This window comes from Rahnella sp. CJA17(1/100) (assembly GCF_963881615.1).
Lineage (GTDB): Bacteria > Pseudomonadota > Gammaproteobacteria > Enterobacterales > Enterobacteriaceae > Rahnella > Rahnella aceris.
In genome coordinates this window covers 286,340-307,031 of record NZ_CAWOJA010000033.1, presented here as the reverse complement: position 1 = coordinate 307,031, position 20,692 = coordinate 286,340, and the positions used below count along the sequence as shown (strand labels likewise).

The window sequence follows — 20,692 nt, the reverse complement described above, 5'->3', positions numbered from 1 at the left end:
TATTTTCTCTTACCGTCAGACATGCCACCGGATCCAGGTTTGCAACATTTATGCCATACAAGGAAAAAATTATGTCGCAACAGCCAGAATTACTGTGGGGAGCACGCTTCAAACACGGGCCAGCCGCCGCATTAAGCGCGTTATCGCGCAGCCCGGAATATTATTTTTCCCTTGCCGAATATGATCTGGAAGGGTGCCGCGCCCATGCGTATGAATTAAGCCGCGCCGGTTTACTCGACGAAAATGAAACCGTCCTGATGGTGGAGGCTATTAAACAACTGGCGAAGGATTTCCGTGCCGGCATTATTCAGCCGGTTCAGGGGGATGAAGACGTTCACACGTTTATCGAACGCAGCCTGACCGAGCGGCTGGGCGAACTCGGCGGCAAGCTGCGGGCAGGGCGTTCACGTAATGATCAGACCGCTAACGATTTACGCCTCTACCTGCGCGACAACGCCCGCAAGATTGTGGCGGCATTGCTCGAACTTCAGACTGCACTGGTGAAGCAGGCGGAACAGCATATTCATACGCTGGCACCGGGTTTTACCCATCTTCAGCAGGCGCAGCCGATTGTGTTCGGGCATCAGCTGATGGCGCATGCGCAGTCCTTTTGCCGTGACATTGAACGCTTTCAGGACTGGGATAAGCGTTGCGCACTGTCGCCTCTGGGCGCGGCGGCGATGGCGGGTTCTGCCATTGCCCTGCACCCGGAACTCTCCGCCAAAGATCTCGGTTATGACGGCGCCTGTGAGAACTCGATTGATGCCGTGGCCAGCCGGGATCACGTCGCAGAATTCCTGTTTGCGGGCAGTATGCTGAGCGTCAATCTTTCCCGCATCAGTGAAGAAGTGTGTCTGTGGGCATCGCGCCAGTTCCGCTGGGTTGAACTGGACGACGGCTACGCCACCGGCAGTTCCATCATGCCGCAAAAGAAAAACCCGGATATCGCTGAACTGACGCGCGGCAAAAGCGGACGGCTGATTGGCAACGTCACCGCCATGCTGACCACCATGAAAGGCCTGCCGCTTTCCTATAACCGTGACCTTATCGAAGACAAACGTAATGCGCTGGATACCGTCGAACAGTTGCTGTTAGTGCTGCCTGCGATGGCGGGCATGATCGATACCATGACCGTCAATGTTGAGCGTTTACGCGAACAGGCACCGGAGGGCTTTACGCTGGCGACTGAAGTGGCCGACTGGCTGTCGCGCCGTGGCGTGCCGTTCAAGGAAGCCCACGAAATCACCGGCAAACTGGTGCAGGTGTGTGAGCAACATAATCTGGCGCTGCACGAAGTCAGCGACGCGCAGTTACTGGCAGTAGACGCACGCCTGAGCGCTGACGTGCGTGAATGCCTGACGCTGGAAGCGGCGATCAACGCCCGCAGCGGCAAAGGCGGCACGGCGCCGGTGCGGGTGGCGGAGCAAATTGCGCGGCTGAAAATTCGTCTGCAGGCGCAGGCGAACTGGGCTACAGGCTACGCTGGCTTGTCTTTATAACCGGGCGGGAGAAGGCTTATGACCCCTTATCAGAAAATGTCGGAAAGCGCGAAAAGCGCAGAGATTGATCTCAGCGAATATCACTACGTGCCGCAACGTTATTACGGCCGGATTTTTGCCTCGGTGGTGATCCTGCTGCTGCTGGCGTTGCTGGTGAATGCCTTTGCGCACGGCAAAATCGAATGGCAGTACGTGGCGCAGTTCCTGACCGCCAAAGCCATTCTGTTCGGGCTGGGCAATACCATTGTGATGTCGGTGCTGGCGATGGCGCTGGGGATCGTGTTCGGGGTGATTATCGCCGTGATGCGCATGTCGCAAAACCCGGTCCTGCGCAGCGTGGCGATGGGGTACACGTGGATTTTTCGCGGCACACCGCTGATTTTACAACTGTTGCTGTGGTTTAACCTGGCGCTGATTTTCCCGGTCATCGCCATTCCCGGCGTATTCAGCATTCAGACCGTCGATATCATGACGCCGTTCACCGCCGCGCTGCTCGGCCTGAGCATTAATCAGGGCGCGTACACCTCGGAAGTGGTGCGGGCCGGGCTGATCTCGGTCGATCTCGGGCAGTACGAAGCCGCGAAATCCATCGGCATGACCCGTCTGCACGCGCTGCGGCGGATTATTTTGCCCCAGGCAATGCGGGTGATTATCCCGCCCATCGGTAACGAATTCATCAGCATGGTGAAAACCACCAGCCTTGCCAGCATGATCCAGTATTCCGAAGTGCTCTATAACGCGCAGACCATTTACTTCGCCAATGCGCGGGTAATGGAACTGCTGTTTGTGGCGGGCATCTGGTATCTGGTGGTGGTGACCGTGCTGTCGCTCGGGCAGAACCGTCTGGAACGATATTTTGGCCGTGGCACCCGCCGCCGCACCAGCCACTGACAGGAGCCTGACCATGAAAAGTATTATCAAAGCCGTCAACGTCAATAAGTACTTTGATCAGTTTCAGGCGCTGAAAAACGTCAATCTTGAGGTTAAACACGGCGAAGTGATGTGCATCATCGGGCCTTCCGGCTCAGGGAAAAGCACATTTCTGCGCTGCATCAATCAACTTGAGCGTATCGACAGCGGGGGCGTCTGGGTCGATGACGAACTGGTCGGTTACCGCATGGACGGCAAAAAGCTGTATCCGCTTAATGACCGGCAGATTGCCCGTCAGCGGCTGAAAACCGGCATGGTATTCCAGCGTTTCAATCTGTTCCCGGACAAAACCGCGCTGGAAAACATCATCGAAGGACCGTGTCAGGTGCTGCTGCGTCCGGTGAAAGAGGCGACGCAGGAAGCGATGGCGCTGCTTGAACGCGTCGGGCTGGCGCATAAGCGTGATGCTTATCCGCTGGAACTTTCCGGCGGCCAGCAACAGCGCGTGGCGATTGCCAGGGCGCTGGCGATGAAACCCAAAGTGATGTTGTTTGATGAACCCACCTCGGCGCTCGACCCGGAGATGGTGGGCGAAGTGCTGGCGGTGATGCGCGGCCTGGCGGCAGAAGGCATGACCATGATTGTGGTCACGCATGAATTAGGTTTCGCGCGGGAAGTGGCAAACCGCGTGGTCTTCATGGACGAGGGCGGAATTATAGAAAGTGGTAATCCGGAAGATATTTTGCTCAACCCGCAAAATCCACGGACGCAGAACTTTATTTCTGCCGTCCTGATCTGACCCTTTTGACGTTAACTTTTGACTATGGGAATGCCTTCATGAAAAAAACATTGTTGTCCCTCATTACCGCTGGCGTGCTGCTGAACGGCGCTGTTTCTGTCGCCAGCGCGGCGGAGCTGAAGCAAAAAGACGAAATTAAAGTGGCGATGATGCCGAACTATCCGCCGCTGGAATTCAAAGATCCGGCCACCGGTAATCTGACCGGCATGGATTACGATCTGGGCATGGAACTCGGCAAACGCCTGAACCGCAAAATCAGCTGGCAGGAAATCGGCTTCGAACAGATGGTTAACGCCGTCGCCACCCATCGTGTCGATATGATTTTATCCGGTATGACCGACACCAAACCGCGTCAGGACATCGCCACGTTCGTCGATTACTACAACAGCGGGCCGCAGTTCTATACCACCGTCGCGCACAAAGAAATCAATACCATGCTGGATTTGTGCGGCAAGAAAGTCGGCACCAGCCGCCGTACCACATTCCCGGCTGAAATTGCGGCCTGGAGTGAAGCTAACTGCGTTCCGGCAGGTAAGCCCGCTATCGTGGTGATTGGCGCGGAAGGCACGGCGGATGCGCGCACCCAGTTGCGTCAGGGGCGTATTGAAGGCGTGGTGCAGGGCAGCGAAACCCTGCCGTACATCATGAATCTGGAGAAAGACACCTATAAACCGCTGGGCAAAGCTTTTGCCTATCAGGTGACAGGTATGGGGATCAGCAAGGACGATCAGCCGCTGATTGACGCGGTAAAAGGCGCATTGACCGACATGATCGCCGACGGTACCTATCTGAAAATCCTCACCAAATGGGGTTTGCAGGATGGTGCAATCCAGGAAGTGACCATCAACAAAGGCAAATAACCTCAGGTGACGGACTGACTCATGACGATTTCACAACAGGCGGCCAGTTTATGGCCGCAAAACAAACGCGGCTGCATGGCGCTGGCGTTTGACCTCGACGGCCCGACCGGCGATGCGATGCTTAACGGCACCCTCTGGCAGAAAGCGGATTACTTTACCTTCGGCGCTTACGGACCCTACCGCGCGCTGGAGCGCATTCTTGATTTGCTTGATGACCACCAGCTTCCGGCGACATTTTTCATCCCCGCATGGGTCGTGGAGAACTGGCCGAAACAGTGTCAGGCGATTGTCGGACGCGGCCATGAAGTGGCGTATCACGGTTACCGTCATGAGTCTTTTTACGCCATCAGCGCGGAGAAACAGTTGTGGGTGATGCAGAAATCCCGCGAGATTTTCTGGCAGTTTCTCGGCATCCGTGCCGAGGGTTTTCGCACGCCTTCCGGTGACTGGCATGCAGAAACCCCCGCCATGTTACTGGAGGCGGGCGTGACCTATTCCAGCAGTATGCGCGGCGACGACCGGCCTTATCTCATCAACGTTGCGGGGCATGATCGCCCGCTGGTGGAAATCCCGGGCCGCTGGGAAATGGACGATTACGCTTCTATTGCCTATACCCGCGAGCCGAATTTCCCCTCAGGCTTAGACCGCACCGCCAGCTATGAACTGACGCTGGATAACTGGTGTCGTGAATTCGATGGCGCAATGGATGAAGGGCTGAGCCTGACCACGTTGTTCCATCCAAAAATCAGCGGAAAACCCGGACGCATTATGTTACTTGACGCATTTTTTGCTCACCTGAAAGCGCGGGATGACGTGTGGTTTGCACGTTGCCGGGACGTCGCGCACTGGTGGATGCAGGAGCATGCCAATGACTGAACAAAACTGGCCCGCAGGTTACCGCTCTGCGGTGGTGATTACTGTTGATTTCAATGATATTCACGGCATTCTCAGTCAGGTGCCTGCGGTGGCCGGACGCGAAAAAACGCTGTCCGTCTGGCGTTATGGCACGCTGCGCGGCATCGACAGGCTGCTGGCTTTGCTGGAGGAGAAAAACCTGCGCAGCTCGTGGTGTGTGCCGGGCATTGTAGCGGATGAAAACCCGCAGAAGATCCGTGATATAGACGGTGCCGGTCACGAACTGGCGACCTGTGGCTATGAATTCGTCCATTTTGACGGCCTTTCGTTGCATCAGCAAACTGACAGCCTGCAACGGGGTAAAGCGGCGCTGAAAGCGCTGACGGGTAAAGTGCCACGCGGTTTTCGTTTGCCCGCCGGTAACTGGGCGCCGGGCTTTGCGGATGTGCTGGCGGATGAAGGATTCAGCTGGACATCCGGCTGGCGCGGGGATGATTTACCCTATTTCCAGCCGATGCAGGATGGTCTGGCGTCGCGGCTGGTGGAACTGCCGCTGCATTATGAAATGGAAGACGAGCCGTATTTTGCCTTTAACCTCAGCCCGGCGGTGCCTCCGGCGCAGTCGCGGATTGCCTCTTACCGCCATACCCTCGGCAATATGAAGATGGATTTCGACGGCTTCCACCGTTTTGGCCTGTGTTACGTGCTGCGCCTGCATCCGGAAGTGATCGGCACGGCAGGGCGCATTGGTATGCTGGCGGAACTGCTGGATTACATCACTTCGCACCCGGACGTCTGGGTGGCGACGGCCGGCGAAGTCGCGGACTGGTGGTCGCAGAATCAGCCGCAAAACGAGGCGTCGCATCCGGCGCAAATCTGGATGCAACACACCGCGCCGGGAGTCAGCTATGAGTAATGTTTCACAACAGCAGGTTCTGGCCGGATTCGTGGTGAATACCCGTTTTGAGGATTTGCCGCCACGGCTTGTTGAACGCGCCAAACGGCATATCCTCGACACGCTCGGCGCGGGGCTGGTGGGATCCGCCAGCGATGTTGCAAAACAGGTGGCGGCGATGATCCTCGGTGAAGGCGCATTGCCGCTTTCGCCGGTGTGGGGCTGTCGCGAACTGACGTCGCCGCGCAACGCCGCGCTGCTTAACGGTGTGGCAGCGCATGCGCTGGAACTTGATGATACCGGCGGTTGCGATCATTCCGGCGCGGTGGTGATTCCGGCTTTGCTGGCAGTACTGCCGTTATGCCCGCAACCGGTCAGCGGAAAAGCGTTTATCACTGCGGTCGTGATCGGTTATGACGTGGCGCGCCGCGTGCTGGAAGCCTGTGGCGGATATTCACCACATAACGGCGCAGGCTGGCATTCGACATCCACCTGCGGCGTGTTTGGTGCGGCGGCGGCAGCCGGAAAATTAATGGGGCTGAATGCGGCGCAAATCAGTTCGGCGTTAGGCATCTCCGGCAGTTTCAGCGGCGGCTTGTGGGCGTTTATCCACGACGGTTCGCAGAGTAAAAAACTGCACGCCGGACGTGCTGCCGAAGGCGGTGTGCTGGCCGCGCTGAGTGCCAGGCAGGGCATCAGCGGCCCGTCGCAGTTATTCGGGGATAAATGGGGAGGATTTCTTTCCACGCTGGCCCCTGCCAGTGCAACGCCGGGAGCGCTGACCGCGCAACTGGGGGATATCTGGAAGCTGGAACGTTGTTCCATCAAGCCTTACGCCTCCTGCCGTGGCACGCATTCAGCCATCGACGCCACCGGCATTTTGCTGGAAAGACTGAATGCCAGCGCGGGGGATATCGAAAAAATCGTTGTGCGCTTGTGCCCGTTCCTCAACGGCATGTGCGGCGACAACGAAATCGCCACGCTGGCCGCCGCGCAGATGAGTATCCGCTACGCTATCGCCGCCCGTGTGGTCTTTGGACACGCAGGGCTGGCGGCGTATGACGCTGATAAACGTCAGGATCCGGCCTTGCTGGAGATGATCCGCCGGATTGATTTGCGGGAAGACGACACCCTGAGCGCCGACGGCGAGCCGGATGTCACGCTCTTCACCCGTTCGGGCGCATCGCAAACCCTGCGGGTTGATGTCGCGCTGGGTGCGCCGGGTAATCCGGTGTCAGATGAGCAACTTAAACAGAAGTTTATCTCGCTGGCGACACGGGTGATGTCGGAGGAAGGGGCAGAGAGGATATGGGAGCAGGGGATGCGGCTGGAACTGGCGCGAGATATTAATGCGTTCATCGGGCGGTAACTCCTTCCCCCTTCGCAGGGGGCGGTGCAAAGAGACAGGGCAAATTTTTCACTTGTTCATCCTGCGTGGCTGGTGTCAAATCAGATGATTAGCCTCCAGCGGGTAAGACCGTTAAATAAAGGAAATCCTATGACTCAGACCCTGCGTACCGGCCTCGTCGGCTACGGCTTCGCCAGTAAAACCTTTCATTCACACCTGATTGATGGCACGCCCGGCCTTGAGCTGGCGGTGGTTTCCAGCAGCGATGCGGGCAAAGTCCATGCGGACTGGCCCAATGTGGAGGTGGTAGATTCGCCGGAAAAGCTGTTTGCCGATGCGTCCATTGATCTGGTGGTGATCCCGACGCCCAACACCACCCATTTCCCGCTGGCGAAACTGGCGCTGGAAGCGGGTAAGCACGTTATCGTGGATAAACCCTTTACCGTAACACTTGAGGAAGCCCGCGAGCTTGACGCGCTGGCGCGTGAAAAAGGCAAGGTGCTGTCAGTATTTCATAACCGTCGCTGGGATTCGGATTTCCTCACGGTTAAAACGCTGATTGAAGAAGGTGCGCTCGGCGATATCGTCTATTTCGAATCCCATTACGATCGTTACAAACCGCAGGTTCAGCAGCGCTGGCGTGAAAGTGATGCGCCGGGCAGCGGCATCTGGTTCGATTTGGGTTCGCATCTTCTGGATCAGGCGCTGCAATTGTTCGGACTGCCGGAAACGTTGCAGGCGGATCTGGCTGTACTGCGCCCCGGCGGTAAAGCCGTGGACTATTTCAACGCGGTGCTGACCTATCCGCGCCGTCGCGTGGTGTTGCACAGTACGGTGTATGCGGTTGCCGAAACTGCGCGTTTTATCGTGCAGGGCGAAAAGGGCAGCTACGTGAAATTCGGGCTGGATCCGCAGGAAGATCGCCTGAAAGCCGGTGAACGTTTACCACAGCCTGACTGGGGATTCGACAAGCGCGATGGTGTGATTACGCTGAGCCACGATGGCGTACTGGCGGAAAAATCGCTGCTGACCATTCCGGGCAATTACCCGGCTTATTATGCCGGGGTGCGGGATGCCATTAACGGACAGGGCGATAATCCGGTTCCGGCGGCGGATGCTATCCGTGTGATGGAAATGCTCGAACTGGGGATGCAGTCCTCAGAACAACAGGCGACCCTGAAAGTCATCAAGAACTAACACGTCGTCTACGCTTCTTAAGTGTCACTTTGGTGGCACTTTTATTTTTCATTTGTTATTCACTTTGCAAGGAAGGTTCATGTCCTGGTTACAACGTCTGAAAATCGACAAGTTTTTGCTGATCCTGGTTTGTGTTGTCGTGGTCGCCTCATTTTTCCCGTGTGAAGGCATTTATAAAACCTTCTTCGGTTACCTGACCACGGCCGCTATCGCGCTGCTGTTCTTTATGCACGGTGCGAAGCTTTCCCGTGAAGCGATCATGGCGGGTATCAGCCACTGGCGTCTGCACGTTGTGGTCTTCCTCAGCACCTTCGCGTTGTTTCCGCTGCTCGGTCTGGGCATGAAATGGCTGGTGCCGGTGGGGATCCTGACGCCGACGTTGTACTACGGTTTCCTGTATCTCTGCGCACTACCTGCGACCGTGCAGTCTGCGATTGCTTATACTTCGGTGGCGGGCGGTAACATTCCGGCGGCCATTTGCAGCGCGTCGGCATCCAGTATTCTTGGCGTGTTCCTCTCGCCGGTGCTGGTCGGCCTGCTGATGCATACACAGGGCGGCACCACTGACACCCTGCATGCCATCGGTTCTATTGTGCTGCAACTGATGGTGCCGTTTATCATCGGGCATCTTTGTCGTCCGCTGATTGGCGGCTGGGTACAGCGTCACAAGAAAATCGTCAACGTCACTGACCGTTCATCGATTCTGCTGGTGGTATATGTGGCGTTCAGTGAAGCGGTGGTGCAGGGGATCTGGCATCAGATCAACGGCTGGTCGCTGCTGGCGATCCTCGGCTGTTCTGTTGTTCTGCTCACTATTGTGCTGATCATCAACACTTACGTGGCGCGTCTGTTTGGCTTTAACACCAAAGATGAAATCACCATTGTGTTCTGCGGGTCGAAGAAGAGTCTGGCGAACGGTATTCCGATGGCGAACGTGCTGTTCCCGGCTGCCGCCGTAGGGGCGATGGTGCTGCCGCTGATGATTTTCCACCAGATCCAGTTGATGGTGTGCGCGGTACTGGCCTCACGCTATGCCAAACGTGTGGCACGTGAAGAAGCCGCAGCACTGCTGAAGAAAGAAGAAGTAAAAACGGTTTAACAGGTTGAATCAAAAAGAAAAGGGCGGAGATTATTCCCGCCCTTTTTTATTATCGCAGAAAGCGTTACGCCGCTACTTTGTGGCGAATGGCCTGCTTTTCAGCATCGGTCAGGAACGCCATGGTCAGGCCGTTTTCCTGTGCCTTGCGGATCTCGTCTGGCGTCAGCCCGGCAGCCGGTGCGGCGACGTTATATTCGTTAGCAATCTCAATGCCCTGAACCGCCGGGTCATCGGTATTGATGGAAGCCAGCACGCCGTGACGCAGGAAAATCGCCAGCGGATGCTGCTCAAAAGAGGCCACGGTGCTGGTCTGTATGTTGGAAGTCAGGCAGGATTCGATACCAATCTGATGCTTCGCCAGGAAATCCATCAGTTGCGGATCCTGTGCGGCTTTCACACCGTGGCCGATACGCTCTGCGCCCAGCTCGCGGATCGCCTGCCAGATGCTTTCCGGCCCTGCGGCTTCACCGGCGTGCACGGTAATGCGCCAGCCTGCGTCACGCGCACGGTTAAAGTGGCTGAGGAACAGACTGCCGGGGAAACCCAGTTCATCACCGGCCAGATCCAGTGCGGTAATGCCGTCGCGGTGCGCCAGCAAACCCTCAAGCTCTTGCTGGCAGGCATCTTCACCAAAGGTACGGCTCAGAATGCCAATCAGACGCACATCGATATCATGATGTTGCTGACCTTCGCGGATCCCTTCAATCACCGCTTCCACCACGCCAGCGACCGGCAGTTTGTGGTTCATCGCCATGTAATACGGGGAGAAACGCAGCTCGGTATAATGCAGACCGGCACGCGCCGCATCTTCAACGTTTTCTTTGGCGATACGGCGGCAGGCATCGAGATCGCCCAGCACTTTTACGCCCCAGTCGAGTTTCTGCAGAAAACTCACCAGATCCGGTTCGGTATGCATCACCTGGACATGCGGGCGCAGGGCTTCAAGTTCATTGGCAGGCAAGGTCAGGTTAAACTGACGGCCTAAATCGAGAATGGTTTGAGCGCGGATGTTGCCATCAAGGTGGCGGTGAATGTCGGTCAGGGGAAGGCGTGTGTCGATCATGGTGTGCACTCATTATTATTGAAATGTGCGGGGCATTATAACTGTATTTAGTTGCGCAACAAGAAGGGTTTTGAATTTGCTCCCTCCCCTGCGAAGGGGAGGGTTGGGGTGGGGTATTAAAGAAATATCAGGAGGTTGAAGTGTGAATCGACCAGGTGTTTGCCCTTAAAACCCCCTCCCGTCCTCCCCCTTCGCAGGGGGAGGAGCTTAGACCAACTCCCTGATGGCATTGATTAATTTTTCAACACCCGCTTCCACCTTCGATCTCGGACAGCCAACATTCAGGCGCAGGAAGCCGTTGCCTTCTTCGCCGTAGGTATAACCCGGCATGATGGCGACTTTTTGATGTTCGATCAGCTCATTTTGCAGTTGATTATCGTCAAGCCCGAGCGGGCGCAAATCAATCCAGGCCAGATAAGTGGATTGAGGCGGCTGCCAGTTGAGCTGCGGGAAGGCGGCGTTCAGTTGTTGCGCAACGTATTGCAGATTGCCCTGTAAATATTCCCGCAGCGCGTCAAGCCAGGCTTCACCGTGATGATACGCGGCAACGTGCGCATGAATGGCCAGCACTGCCGGAGACGATAAGCCATCGCAGGATTTCAGCTGCTGCAGATACGCCTCGCGCGGGGCCTGATGGCTGATCAGGCCGTAAGCGCCGGTCAGCGCCGGGATGTTGAAACTTTTCGAGCCGGAGGTCAGTAGCGCCCATTCGCCGCGTGCGACTTCATTCCACGGCGTATGGCGGTTTTCGCCCCAGACCATATCCATGTGGATTTCATCACTGATCACCCGCACGTGGTGGCGTTCGCAAAGTTCTGAGATGAGCGCCAGTTCTGTACGCGTCCAGACTTTACCGGTCGGGTTATGCGGGCTGCACAGCAACAGCAAAGAGCAGGCCGGTTGCGCCAGCAGGCTTTCCAGATGTTCTGCGTCCAGTGCCCAGTCGTTAGCGTTTTTAATCAGCGGACAGGCCAGCATCTGGCGCTGATTGCCATCCACAACTTTGAAGAAGGCGTCATAGGCGGGCGTAAATGTCACCACGCCGTCGCCCGGCTGGCTCCACTGGCGGATCAGTTGCGCAACCATGTAAATCACTGACGGGCCGTACACCACCATTTCGCGGTCAATCTGGCTGTTAAAACGTTGCTGATACCAGTGCGCCACCGCGCCGAGGAAATCATCGTGATGCCAGCGGCTGTAACCAAGCACGCCGTGTTGCAGACGTTTTTGCAGCGCATCGAGAATGCAGGGTGCAGCGGGGAAATCCATGTCGGAGATGGTAAATGGCAGTAAGTCTGCGCTGCCGAAACGGTCAGCGACGTAATCCCACTGGGTGCACCAGGTGCCATGACGGTCGGTAACGGTGGAGAAATCAAAAGTCATTCTTTTCACTCCCTGAATAAAGCAGAAAAGGGCGACCGGAGTCGCCCTGTTAATCATATTACGCGATAGCCGGTTCCGGCGCGGGCTGACTCGCCGCGGTGCGGATCAGGTAATCAAGTTCATCTTTCACTGATTGCACCTGCGGACCAATCACCACCTGCAGATTGTGTTCGTTAAGATGCACAACACCGATGGCGCGGTTGGCTTTCAGCGTGGCATCGTCAACCAGCGACATATCTGCCACGGAAAGACGCAGGCGGGTGATGCAGTTATCCAGAGAAACGATATTACCGGCACCGCCCAGCGCGCTCAGAATAACCGGCACGTTGTAGCCAGATTTACTGGAAGACGGCACCGCAGCGGCAGCAGGCATGTTCTCAGATTCACGGCCCGGGGTTTTAATGTTAAAGCGGGTGATGGAGAAGCGGAAGATAGCGTAGTAAGCCGCGAACCAGATAGCCGCCACAACCGGCACCAGATACCACTTGGTGGCAGTGCCGTGCAGGATACCGAAGACCACAAAATCGATGATGTTGCCGTCAGTATTGCCGATGGTTACACCCAGAACCGACATGATGGTGAAGCCCAGACCGGTCAGAATGGCGTGGATCACGTACAGAACCGGCGCAACAAACAGGAACAGGAATTCGATCGGTTCAGTGGTGCCGCCAACCACACAGGCAACCACGCCGGAAATCAGCAGGCCTTTAATTTTATGACGGTTTTCAGGTTTCGCGCAGTGGTACATCGCCAGTGCAGCACCCGGCAGGCCGCCGAGGAACGCAGGCATTTTGCCCTGAGAAAGGAACTGTGTCGCGCTTTCAGAAAAACCGTGCGTGGTCGGGCAGGAAAGCTGCGCCTGGAAGATGGTCAGCGCGCCGCTGACTTCGCGACCACAGACATCCAGCGTACCGCCAGCTTCGGTGAAGCGGATCAGTGCAACCAGAATGTGATGCAGACCAAAAGGTAACAGCAGACGCTCGCCGGAACCGAAAATCATCGGACCAAATACCCCTGCGCCCTGAATCAGGCGGCCCAGACCGTTAATGCCAGCGGCGAAGAAAGGCCAGATCAGCGGGATAAGCAAACCGACCAGACCGAGCACCACGGTGGTGACAATCGGGACAAAACGCGTGCCGCCGAAGAAGGCCAGCGCATCCGGCAAACGGATCGTGTTGTAGCGCTCGTGCAGGATGTACACGATGATACCGACAATCACTGCGCCCAGAATACCGGTGTCGATAGACTGAATGCCGAGGATCATCTGGATATTATTGGCTTTCAGCACCATCGGGTCGACGGTCGGCAATGTGCCGTTGGCGGTCAGGAAAAAGTTAATCGCCAGATTCAGCACGGCGAAACCGACGAAGCCGGAGAAAGCCGCCACACCTTTGTTTTCACGCGCCATGCCCAGCGGGATAGCGACAGCAAACATTACCGGCAGGAAGCTGAAGGCAAACGATCCGACTTTGCTCATCCAGACGAAAACCAGTTGCAGGATCGGATTCCCTAATGCAGGGATCAGCGTCACCACATCATGACTGCTTAACGAACTGCCGATGCCCAGCATGATGCCGCAGAACGACAGCAGGGCGACCGGAAGCATGAAAGTTTTCCCCAGGCTTTGGAAGAATTCCCAAAGTGTGACACGTTGTTTTTTATTTGCAGGCATACCCGCTCCATGAGTTGTTTTATTAAGCTGCTTTTGATGGCGGCTAAGATAAAACGTTTTACCTAAATAATACGTGTCGTACCTCACAATATTTAATGATGCTTGCACTGCGCTGGTGAAAGGAAGGTTAAACGTTTTACTCAAAGAGTGGAATTAGGTATAACTGTCTGACCACGCTAATTATTCCAGCCTTCGAGTAAAGCGGGCGGGCAGGGATCCTGTTTCATGGCATTTCAAATCAACGGCAACACCCGATGAACCCTAAAAAAATCACGATCGTAGATGTGGCGCAGCACGCGGGAGTGTCCGTGACCACGGTTTCACTGGTGCTCAGCGGCAAGGGACGGATTTCCCAGACAACCGCAGAACGGGTTAACCGGGCGGTTGATGCGCTGGGTTTTGTGCGCAACCGGCAGGCGAGTACGCTGCGCGGCGGAGAATCCGGCGTGGTCGGGCTGATAGTCCGCGATATCTGTGAACCGTTTTATGCCGAAATGACCGCCGGTCTCAGTGAGATGTTTGAAGCGCAGGGCAAAGTGTTATTTCTGCTGCAAAGCGGCCCGTCCGGTAAAGGGCTGATGCGTTGTTTCGATACGTTGCTGACCCACGGCGTGGACGGCATTGTGATCGCCGGTGGCGTGAATACCCTCGGTGGGTTGAGAGAAAAGGCCGAAGAACATGGCGTCCCGTTGATTTGCGCCGCGCGCTCCGGCGGCATTGAGGGGGTGGACGTTGTCCGTCCCGATAATATGCTTGCGGCGAAAATGGCCACGGAATATCTGATCAAACAGGGCCACAAACAAATCGCCTATCTTGGCGGATTGAGCAATTCGTTAACCCGTGCCGAACGCCTCGGCGGCTTCTGCGCCACACTGCTGCAATACGGTCTGCCATTTCGCACTGAATGGATTATCGAATGTGACTATCAGCAAAAATGTGCCGCCGATGCTGCCGAAACCTTATTATCCCGCTATCCGAAAATCAGCGCGATTGTCTGCCATAAATCTTCCGTCGCACTGGGTGCCTATTTCGGCGTCCTGCGCACCGGCGCACAAGTCGGCGGCGGGGCAGTAGACAGTTTCTTCCAGCAAAAAATTGCCCTGATAGGCATGGAAGATGCACCGGAATCGGAGCTGACCGAGCCTCCGCTGACCTCCATTGCGAACTCCGCACGGGAAATCGGCCACGCAACGGCCAGGCGCTTGTTGCTGAGGATTGGCGGGCAGAATCTGGAAGCGCAGAATATTATTGTGCCACCGGGGCTGGTGGAGAGGGAATCGGCTTAGCTGATGCCTGAGCGGGCGCTCCGGGCGCTCCGGGCGCTTTTAAATTTAGAATCCAGGTCAAGGTTGTGGGTTGCCGCCCACAGTGTCCCAAAAAATTTGAAACGAACCCCCTGGAATCCTGCGTTTTTCTCACTGCGCGCTGTTGCCGGAGTCTGTGTTCCAGCGGGCGGGGTCACAGCCGCAAGCCCAGGGTGTTCGTCTGGATTTATTCCACCGTCGAATATTTCACGTAGTGATTGGAACAGTTAAAGTGCGCGACATAACCTAGGGTGCCGTTCGGACCTTTCGCGCTGAACGGGATGTTATAGGTCCCTTTGTCTTCTTTAGCGTCATCGCTGATGAAATTCAGAACCGGCACCGACGTGCCCATGTTGTCTTTATCGTTGCCCCAGTTAGGGATACGATTTTCCATGTAATCACGGGTGACCGTATCGATGGCATTGTCCTTGCTGATATCGGCACACGCGCCTTCTGTGGAGCGCTGCATCCACCACGGGTAGATATACACAGAGCCCAACATCAGCACCATCAAAACGAAAATGACTGAAACAATCCCGATCAAAACAACTTTACTCATAATGCTTGCCACTCCTGAAAATTATCAGTCAAATCATAAGCTGCCTGAATAAATCAATATTAAACGCCAGGCGCGAAAGCGCGTATGTTACGCCACTTACTCAGCAGAGGTTAAGTAATATCAGCCTTTCTGTTGCATTCGCTTACAGAAGCCAATGCCCCGGACAGCGCGCCGGGGTGTTAGCCTTTTTACAACATACATTGTTTACGTAAGGAGTCAGGCATGAGTCAGCAACAACCCACGGTCGCCGTACTGGGGCTGGGCGCAATGGGGCACGCGTTCGCCGCTAACCTGATCAAAAAAGGGTTCAATACCCGCGTCTGGAACCGGACGGCTTCACGGGGTGATGATTTGGTGAAAGCCGGTGCGACACGCGGCCGGACACCGTGTGAAACTGCTGAAGGGGCGGATGTGGTGATTACAATGCTGTCCGATGGCAAAACGTCCCTTGACGTTTATCAGGGTGACAACGGTTTGCTTGCCGGCCTGAAACATGGCGGCATTATCGCTCAAATGGGAACGCTCGGCGTAGACGCGACGGAATCGTTGATGGCGCTGATTAAAACGCTGCGTCCTGATGTGGTGTTCTTTGATGCACCGGTTTCCGGGACGAAAGCACCGGCCGAGCAGGCGCAAATTGTGGTGCTGGCCAGCGGGGATCGCGAAGCGGGTGCGGCTATTGAGCCGGTATTTGCCGCCATTTCCAAAGCGACAAAATGGCTGGGCGAAGCCGGGCGTGCATCCAGAATGAAACTGGTGGTCAATGCCTGGCTGATTGCCATGATGGAAGGTATTGCCGAAACTACGCAACTTGCCGAAGCGCTGGGTTTCACCCCCGACGATCTGTGGAATGTGCTGGAAGGCGGTCCGCTTGCTGCGCCGTATATCAGGGGCAAAATGGAGATGTTCAAAAGCGGTGATTACACCCCGCAGATGCAGCTGACCTGGGCCCTGAAAGATATTAATCTGGCGCTGGAAGCGGGCAGTAATCTTGAACTGCCGGTGATGAAACGTATCAGTCAGACCTGGCAGGGTGCGGTCGATGGCGGTTATGGCGGGAAGGATCTGGCGGTGGTGTATCACTATCTTGGCAATAAGGCTTAAGTCATTAAAAATTTGTGAATAAATCAGCGGTCTGTCCACGGAAGGGCTGGCTGTTTTCTGCCTCTCATTCATAACCCTGAAGTATAAACCAGACCATCTGGCTATTGGTCTGTCATCCGGCAACCGTGATAGCGTTGATAATTATTAATAACATCACGGCGGACTACGCGATGAGTCAGACATCCCCCTCTATTCCTCTGATCGATTTCAGTCAGTTTTCTGCAACGCCCGGACAGCGGGAAGCGTTCCTTGCGCAACTGCGTTATGCCGCGCGTGAGATTGGTTTTTTCTACCTGAAAAATCATGGCGTTGATGCGCAGTTACTGAAGGATGTTCAGCGGGTTGCCCGACAATTCTTTGCACTGCCCGAGGAAGACAAACTGGCTGTGGCGATGATCAACTCGCCACACTTTCGCGGTTATAACCGGGCCGCCTCGGAGATTACCCGGGGTGAGCCGGACTGGCGCGAACAGTTTGATCTCGGTGCCGAGCGGCCAAAACTGCCGGTGACAGAGAGTACGCCTGCTTGGGCAAGATTGCAGGGGCCGAATCAATGGCCGGAAGCATTGCCGGAATTGCGCCCGCTGTTACTGCGCTGGCAACGGGAGATGACGGCCATGTCGCTGCGTCTGCTGCGGGCTTTTGCCCTGGCGCTTAAACTGCCGGAAGACGCGTTTGATCCGCTGTATGGCGAAAAGCCTAATGAACATATCAAACTGATTCGTTATCCGGGACGCACGGTGGGCGCCGGAAATCAGGGGGTCGGTGCGCACAAGGATTCAGGATTCCTCAGTTTTCTCTTGCAGGATGAACAGCGCGGTTTACAGGTTGAAGTGGAAGAAAACCAGTGGATCGACGCGTTTCCGGTCCCTGATACGCTGGTGGTAAATATCGGGGAGTTACTGGAACTTGCCACCAACGGCTATCTGCGCGCTACGGTACATCGGGTTGTCTCGCCACCGGAAGGCGGCGAGCGCTTGTCGCTGGCATTTTTCCTCGGCGCTCAGCTTGATGCTGTTGTGCCATTATTCCCGTTGCCCGCAGAACTGGCGCAGGAAGCGCGGGGAGAGGCCAGCGATCCGCTGAATCCGTTATTCCGCGATGTGGGTTTCAATTATCTGAAAGGGCGGCTGCGTTCACATCCTGACGTGGCGCAGCGCTATTATTCCGATTTCCCCGGGGCTAATACTGCTGGCTGACCGGGGCCTGTGCAGTATCTACGCTGACTATGGTGGACATGCCCGGACGCAGACGGTTACTTTGCTGCTGTCCCGGTTCCAGTTCAATGCGCACCGCGATACGTTGTGAGATTTTGGTGAAGTTACCCGTCGCGTTATCCGCTTTGAGAACGCTAAACTCCGAACCTGCCGCAGGGGAAATCCGTACCACATGCCCTTTAAATGGGTGATCGTTCAGGGCGTCGACAGTGAACGTCGCCGGTGTGCCGATAACGATGCCCGCCAGCTGGCGCTCTTTGAAATTGGCAGTCACCCAGACCTGTTTCGGCGTAACCGAGGTCAGTTGTGTCCCGGCACTGACGTACTGCCCGAGTCGTGCGCTGACTTCACCGAGCTGACCGTCTGAAGGGGCAACGATCTGCGTATGCTGCAGATTGATTTGTGCCACTTCAACTTTCGCCTGTGCGGCTTTTAACGCGGCGGCCAGCGAAGCTTTATTTGCATCAACCAGGGCCAGATCCTGCCGGGCGATATTCACGGAGGCATGTGCTTTGGCAACGTTTGCCTGTGCAGTCAAAAGCGCCGCATGGAGTTCGTCACCGGTTGTTTTAGACACCAGTCCTTTCTCCAGCAAAGGCCCGTTACGCCCGGTATCGAGTGCTGCTTTGCTTTGTGCGGCCTGCGCGCTTTGCAGTTCAGCCTCCGCCAGTTGCAGGCTTGCGGCACCCGAGGCGCGGTTCTGCTCAAAGTTTTGCAATGCGACCTGTGCTTGTGCGGCGGCGGCTTCTGCCTGTAATAGCTCCTGAAGATAGGTGCTGTTATCAATCACAAACAACACGTCACCTTTTTTCACCGGCATGAAATCTTGTACTTTGACGTCGGTGATATAGCCTGACACCTGGGGGCTGAGCAGGGTAACGTTGCCACGAATATACGCGTTATCCGTCGATTCCACCTGAGAGTTAAACGGGAACAACTGCCAGCTATACAGCACGATCATGACCCCGATAATGCCGAGGCAAAGCACCACAATAATTGATGGATAACGAAAGATATTTTTCATCAGTTTTTTCCGCTGTACTCTTTTTGTTCATTAACAGAAACAATGTGCTTACGCGACAATCTCTGCGGCTGCGCGTTTCTTCATCAACATCCGTCCGGCAATAATGTGCGCGACAAGGACGGCAAAGCAGCCCAGCGACATATAGAAAACCACCATAAAGACATCGTTATAGGCCAGCAATCCGGCCTGTTGTGTCACTTTCTGGCTCAACTGAGCCAGACCTTCGGCATTCAGTTGCGTGCCGTCGTTTAATATCGGTTTCAGCAAATGGCTGTATTGGGAAACACGCTCAACGACCAGCGGATTTTGCAGGCTGATGTTTTCGACCAGCGTGCTGGAATGAAATTTCTCCCGCAGGATTTGGATCGTGCCAAGGAATGCGCTGCCCACCTGAGCGCCGACATTTTGGGTCGTGAGAAACACCAGAATAAAACTGATGATCTGGCTCTGCCCGAATTGCAGTGCACGGATAAACCCGAGCCACAGAGACGTCGGAAGAAATATCGCTCCGGCAAACGCGATCATTCCCTGTGTCAGGTAAAACTGTTCCGGACGGGTATCTGCTGTGGAGTTGGCGTCTGTCAACGAGGCGGCGGCGATCAGGGCAATTGAAAACAGATGGATGTAAACAATCCGGTTAGCTTTGTGAATGATGCTGACCACCACCAGTCCGGCAAAAGTCGCGGCCAGAATCACGCAAAACAGCATGATCAGCTGATCGTTAACTAATCCCACCAGATTCAGAAACCCGACCATGCCGGTAGTTTGTTCCGACAACAGCATGCGCACGAAGAGCATCGAACCGGTGAACAGCAGCATTTCCGGCGTCATCAGCCAGCGCAAATCGATAATCGGATTTTTGCGTTTCAGCTCGACCATAAAAGACAGCGTCAGCGCAATAATCCCGACCACCAGCACTTCGCCAATCCAGTCTTTTTCCTGCCACCAGTAATAACGGCCCATGGTCAGAACCACCGACATACAGGCCACTGCGGTGGCAATGAGCGGATAACTTATCCAGTCAGTACGCTCGAACACTTTCACTCGCGGCGGATGGGTAAGTGGCAAAATCCAGATAATGGTCAGGCAGATAAGCGAAAGGCCGGACTCCAGCGTCGTCAGCTGATGCCAGTGTCCGAGATCTAACAAATGCGGAGAAATAATGCGCGAGATCGGCAACGCCAGCTGGCTGCCTGCCAGTCCGAAACATAATCCTGCCGTCAGTTTTTTAGCGGGCGGAAAGATCTCGAACATATAAAACAACGCCAGTGGTCCGAGCGACGCCATCGCAAAACCCATCACGGCACGCACGGCAAGCGCGGTCTGAAAATCATGCGTAAATGTCTGTGCCATTGACGCGACAGCGAAAAACAGCAGGCCATATTCGCCAAACCGACGAAAACCAAACTGGGTGCGGATTTTGTACAACAGGATCGTGCCGGTGACACTGGTTGCGGTATAGGCCGCTACCAGCCAGTAACTTTCGACGTTGGAAATGCCCAGCGAACCCTGAATACCCGGCAGGTTGGAGCTGACCAGATTAATCCCCAGCCCCTGCGTCAGCCCGATAATCAGTGATGCCATGGCATAGACAACAATCCGCAGACGCGGATATTGCAGCAACCCGGTGCTGACCTGAACGGCGAAAGGGTGATGCTGCGACGGCGGTACCGGCGCTGGCTTTTCAGGTTGTACTGCCTGTGCCTGGGGTGGTGATGCTTCCCGTGTTGATAATTCACCGGCATCCTGCCGGACATCTGAATCAGAACGCGTCGTCATCGTTTCGCCTTGTAAATCATTACCCGACTAATTTGTACCTTGCTACATAATGTAATAAGGCGTTTCCACGGTGTCTACCCAATTATTCATACTGGTGATATTTACAAATGAAAATAACGAGTAACAAATCAGTAACGGAAGTGACTATTTCGGGCGGGAAAAGCT

Annotated in this window: 18 protein-coding genes; 12 read left to right on the top strand and 6 right to left on the bottom strand. The window is 55.5% G+C overall.

The features are described 5' to 3' along the window. The first annotated feature begins 71 nt into the window (after nt 1-71). The 9 genes from argH to AACU55_RS16025 all read left to right on the top strand — a co-directional run bounded on the left by argH (nt 72) and on the right by AACU55_RS16025 (nt 9,422). On the top strand, nt 72-1,499 hold the full coding sequence (gene argH, locus AACU55_RS16065; protein WP_134705745.1) for an argininosuccinate lyase: 1,428 nt from the start codon (nt 72-74) through the stop codon (nt 1,497-1,499). An 18-nt stretch (nt 1,500-1,517) separates the two neighbouring features. Next, nucleotides 1,518-2,390, top strand: a complete 873-nt coding sequence (locus AACU55_RS16060; RefSeq protein ID WP_013575488.1) for an amino acid ABC transporter permease — start codon at nt 1,518-1,520, stop codon at nt 2,388-2,390. Nucleotides 2,391-2,403: 13 nt separating this feature from the next. Continuing rightward, a complete protein-coding gene (locus tag AACU55_RS16055) occupies nt 2,404-3,168 on the top strand; it encodes an amino acid ABC transporter ATP-binding protein (protein ID WP_013575489.1) in 765 nt (254 codons plus the stop codon). 38 nt (nt 3,169-3,206) lie between these two features. Beyond that, nucleotides 3,207-4,028 carry an ABC transporter substrate-binding protein gene (locus tag AACU55_RS16050; RefSeq protein WP_013575490.1) on the top strand — a complete coding sequence of 274 codons (822 nt, stop codon included), beginning with the start codon at nt 3,207-3,209 and terminating at the stop codon, nt 4,026-4,028. A 21-nt stretch (nt 4,029-4,049) separates the two neighbouring features. Next, the gene (locus AACU55_RS16045; protein WP_037033995.1) at nt 4,050-4,904 is read left to right on the top strand and encodes a polysaccharide deacetylase family protein; all 855 of its coding nucleotides are present in this window, start codon (nt 4,050-4,052) and stop codon (nt 4,902-4,904) included. Next, nucleotides 4,897-5,799 (top strand): polysaccharide deacetylase family protein, encoded by a 903-nt coding sequence (locus AACU55_RS16040; protein ID WP_134705744.1) that lies wholly within the window; start codon nt 4,897-4,899, stop codon nt 5,797-5,799. The genes AACU55_RS16045 and AACU55_RS16040 overlap by 8 nt, the downstream gene beginning before the upstream one ends. Next, entirely contained in the window at nt 5,792-7,147 is a 1,356-nt protein-coding gene (locus AACU55_RS16035; protein ID WP_134705743.1) for an MmgE/PrpD family protein, read from the top strand. Before AACU55_RS16040 ends, AACU55_RS16035 begins: the two co-directional genes overlap by 8 nt. Before the next feature lie 129 nt (nt 7,148-7,276). Further along, nucleotides 7,277-8,323: an oxidoreductase gene (locus tag AACU55_RS16030; RefSeq protein ID WP_134705742.1), complete on the top strand. Its 1,047-nt coding sequence runs from the start codon at nt 7,277-7,279 to the stop codon at nt 8,321-8,323. 79 nt (nt 8,324-8,402) lie between these two features. Next, nucleotides 8,403-9,422, top strand: coding sequence for a bile acid:sodium symporter family protein (locus tag AACU55_RS16025; protein ID WP_013575495.1), 1,020 nt, complete (start codon nt 8,403-8,405; stop codon nt 9,420-9,422). Nucleotides 9,423-9,486: 64 nt separating this feature from the next. Here the strand turns inward: AACU55_RS16025 and add are convergent, their stop codons facing one another. From add to malX, 3 genes are all read right to left on the bottom strand, one after another. Then, nucleotides 9,487-10,485 (bottom strand): adenosine deaminase, encoded by a 999-nt coding sequence (gene add, locus AACU55_RS16020; protein ID WP_134705741.1) that lies wholly within the window; start codon nt 10,483-10,485, stop codon nt 9,487-9,489. 207 nt (nt 10,486-10,692) lie between these two features. Continuing rightward, nucleotides 10,693-11,868, bottom strand: a complete 1,176-nt coding sequence (locus tag AACU55_RS16015) for a MalY/PatB family protein (RefSeq protein ID WP_134705740.1) — start codon at nt 11,866-11,868, stop codon at nt 10,693-10,695. 58 nt (nt 11,869-11,926) lie between these two features. After that, complete coding sequence (gene malX / locus AACU55_RS16010; RefSeq protein WP_013575498.1) at nt 11,927-13,540, bottom strand: maltose/glucose-specific PTS transporter subunit IIBC; 1,614 nt, start codon at nt 13,538-13,540, stop codon at nt 11,927-11,929. Nucleotides 13,541-13,794: 254 nt separating this feature from the next. Here malX and malI point away from each other — a divergent pair, with 254 nt between their 5' ends. Then, entirely contained in the window at nt 13,795-14,826 is a 1,032-nt protein-coding gene (malI, locus tag AACU55_RS16005; RefSeq protein WP_037034005.1) for a Mal regulon transcriptional regulator MalI, read from the top strand. A gap of 205 nt (nt 14,827-15,031) precedes the next feature. On the opposite strand, the gene AACU55_RS16000 is transcribed toward malI, so the two are convergent. Further along, complete coding sequence (locus tag AACU55_RS16000; RefSeq protein WP_037034006.1) at nt 15,032-15,403, bottom strand: protein YebF; 372 nt, start codon at nt 15,401-15,403, stop codon at nt 15,032-15,034. A gap of 222 nt (nt 15,404-15,625) precedes the next feature. Between AACU55_RS16000 and AACU55_RS15995 the strand changes: the two genes are divergently transcribed. Both AACU55_RS15995 and AACU55_RS15990 read left to right on the top strand, forming a co-directional pair. Next, the gene (locus AACU55_RS15995; RefSeq protein ID WP_134705739.1) at nt 15,626-16,507 is read left to right on the top strand and encodes an NAD(P)-dependent oxidoreductase; all 882 of its coding nucleotides are present in this window, start codon (nt 15,626-15,628) and stop codon (nt 16,505-16,507) included. A 170-nt stretch (nt 16,508-16,677) separates the two neighbouring features. Further along, nucleotides 16,678-17,706, top strand: a complete 1,029-nt coding sequence (locus AACU55_RS15990; RefSeq protein ID WP_134705738.1) for an isopenicillin N synthase family dioxygenase — start codon at nt 16,678-16,680, stop codon at nt 17,704-17,706. Here the strand turns inward: AACU55_RS15990 and AACU55_RS15985 are convergent. Together AACU55_RS15985 and AACU55_RS15980 are read right to left on the bottom strand one after the other, a co-directional pair. Further along, nucleotides 17,690-18,748, bottom strand: coding sequence for an HlyD family secretion protein (locus AACU55_RS15985; protein ID WP_134705737.1), 1,059 nt, complete (start codon nt 18,746-18,748; stop codon nt 17,690-17,692). The genes AACU55_RS15990 and AACU55_RS15985 overlap by 17 nt on opposite strands. 48 nt (nt 18,749-18,796) lie before the next feature. Then, complete coding sequence (locus tag AACU55_RS15980) at nt 18,797-20,527, bottom strand: MFS transporter (protein WP_134705736.1); 1,731 nt, start codon at nt 20,525-20,527, stop codon at nt 18,797-18,799. Between the last annotated feature and the right edge of the window lie 165 nt (nt 20,528-20,692).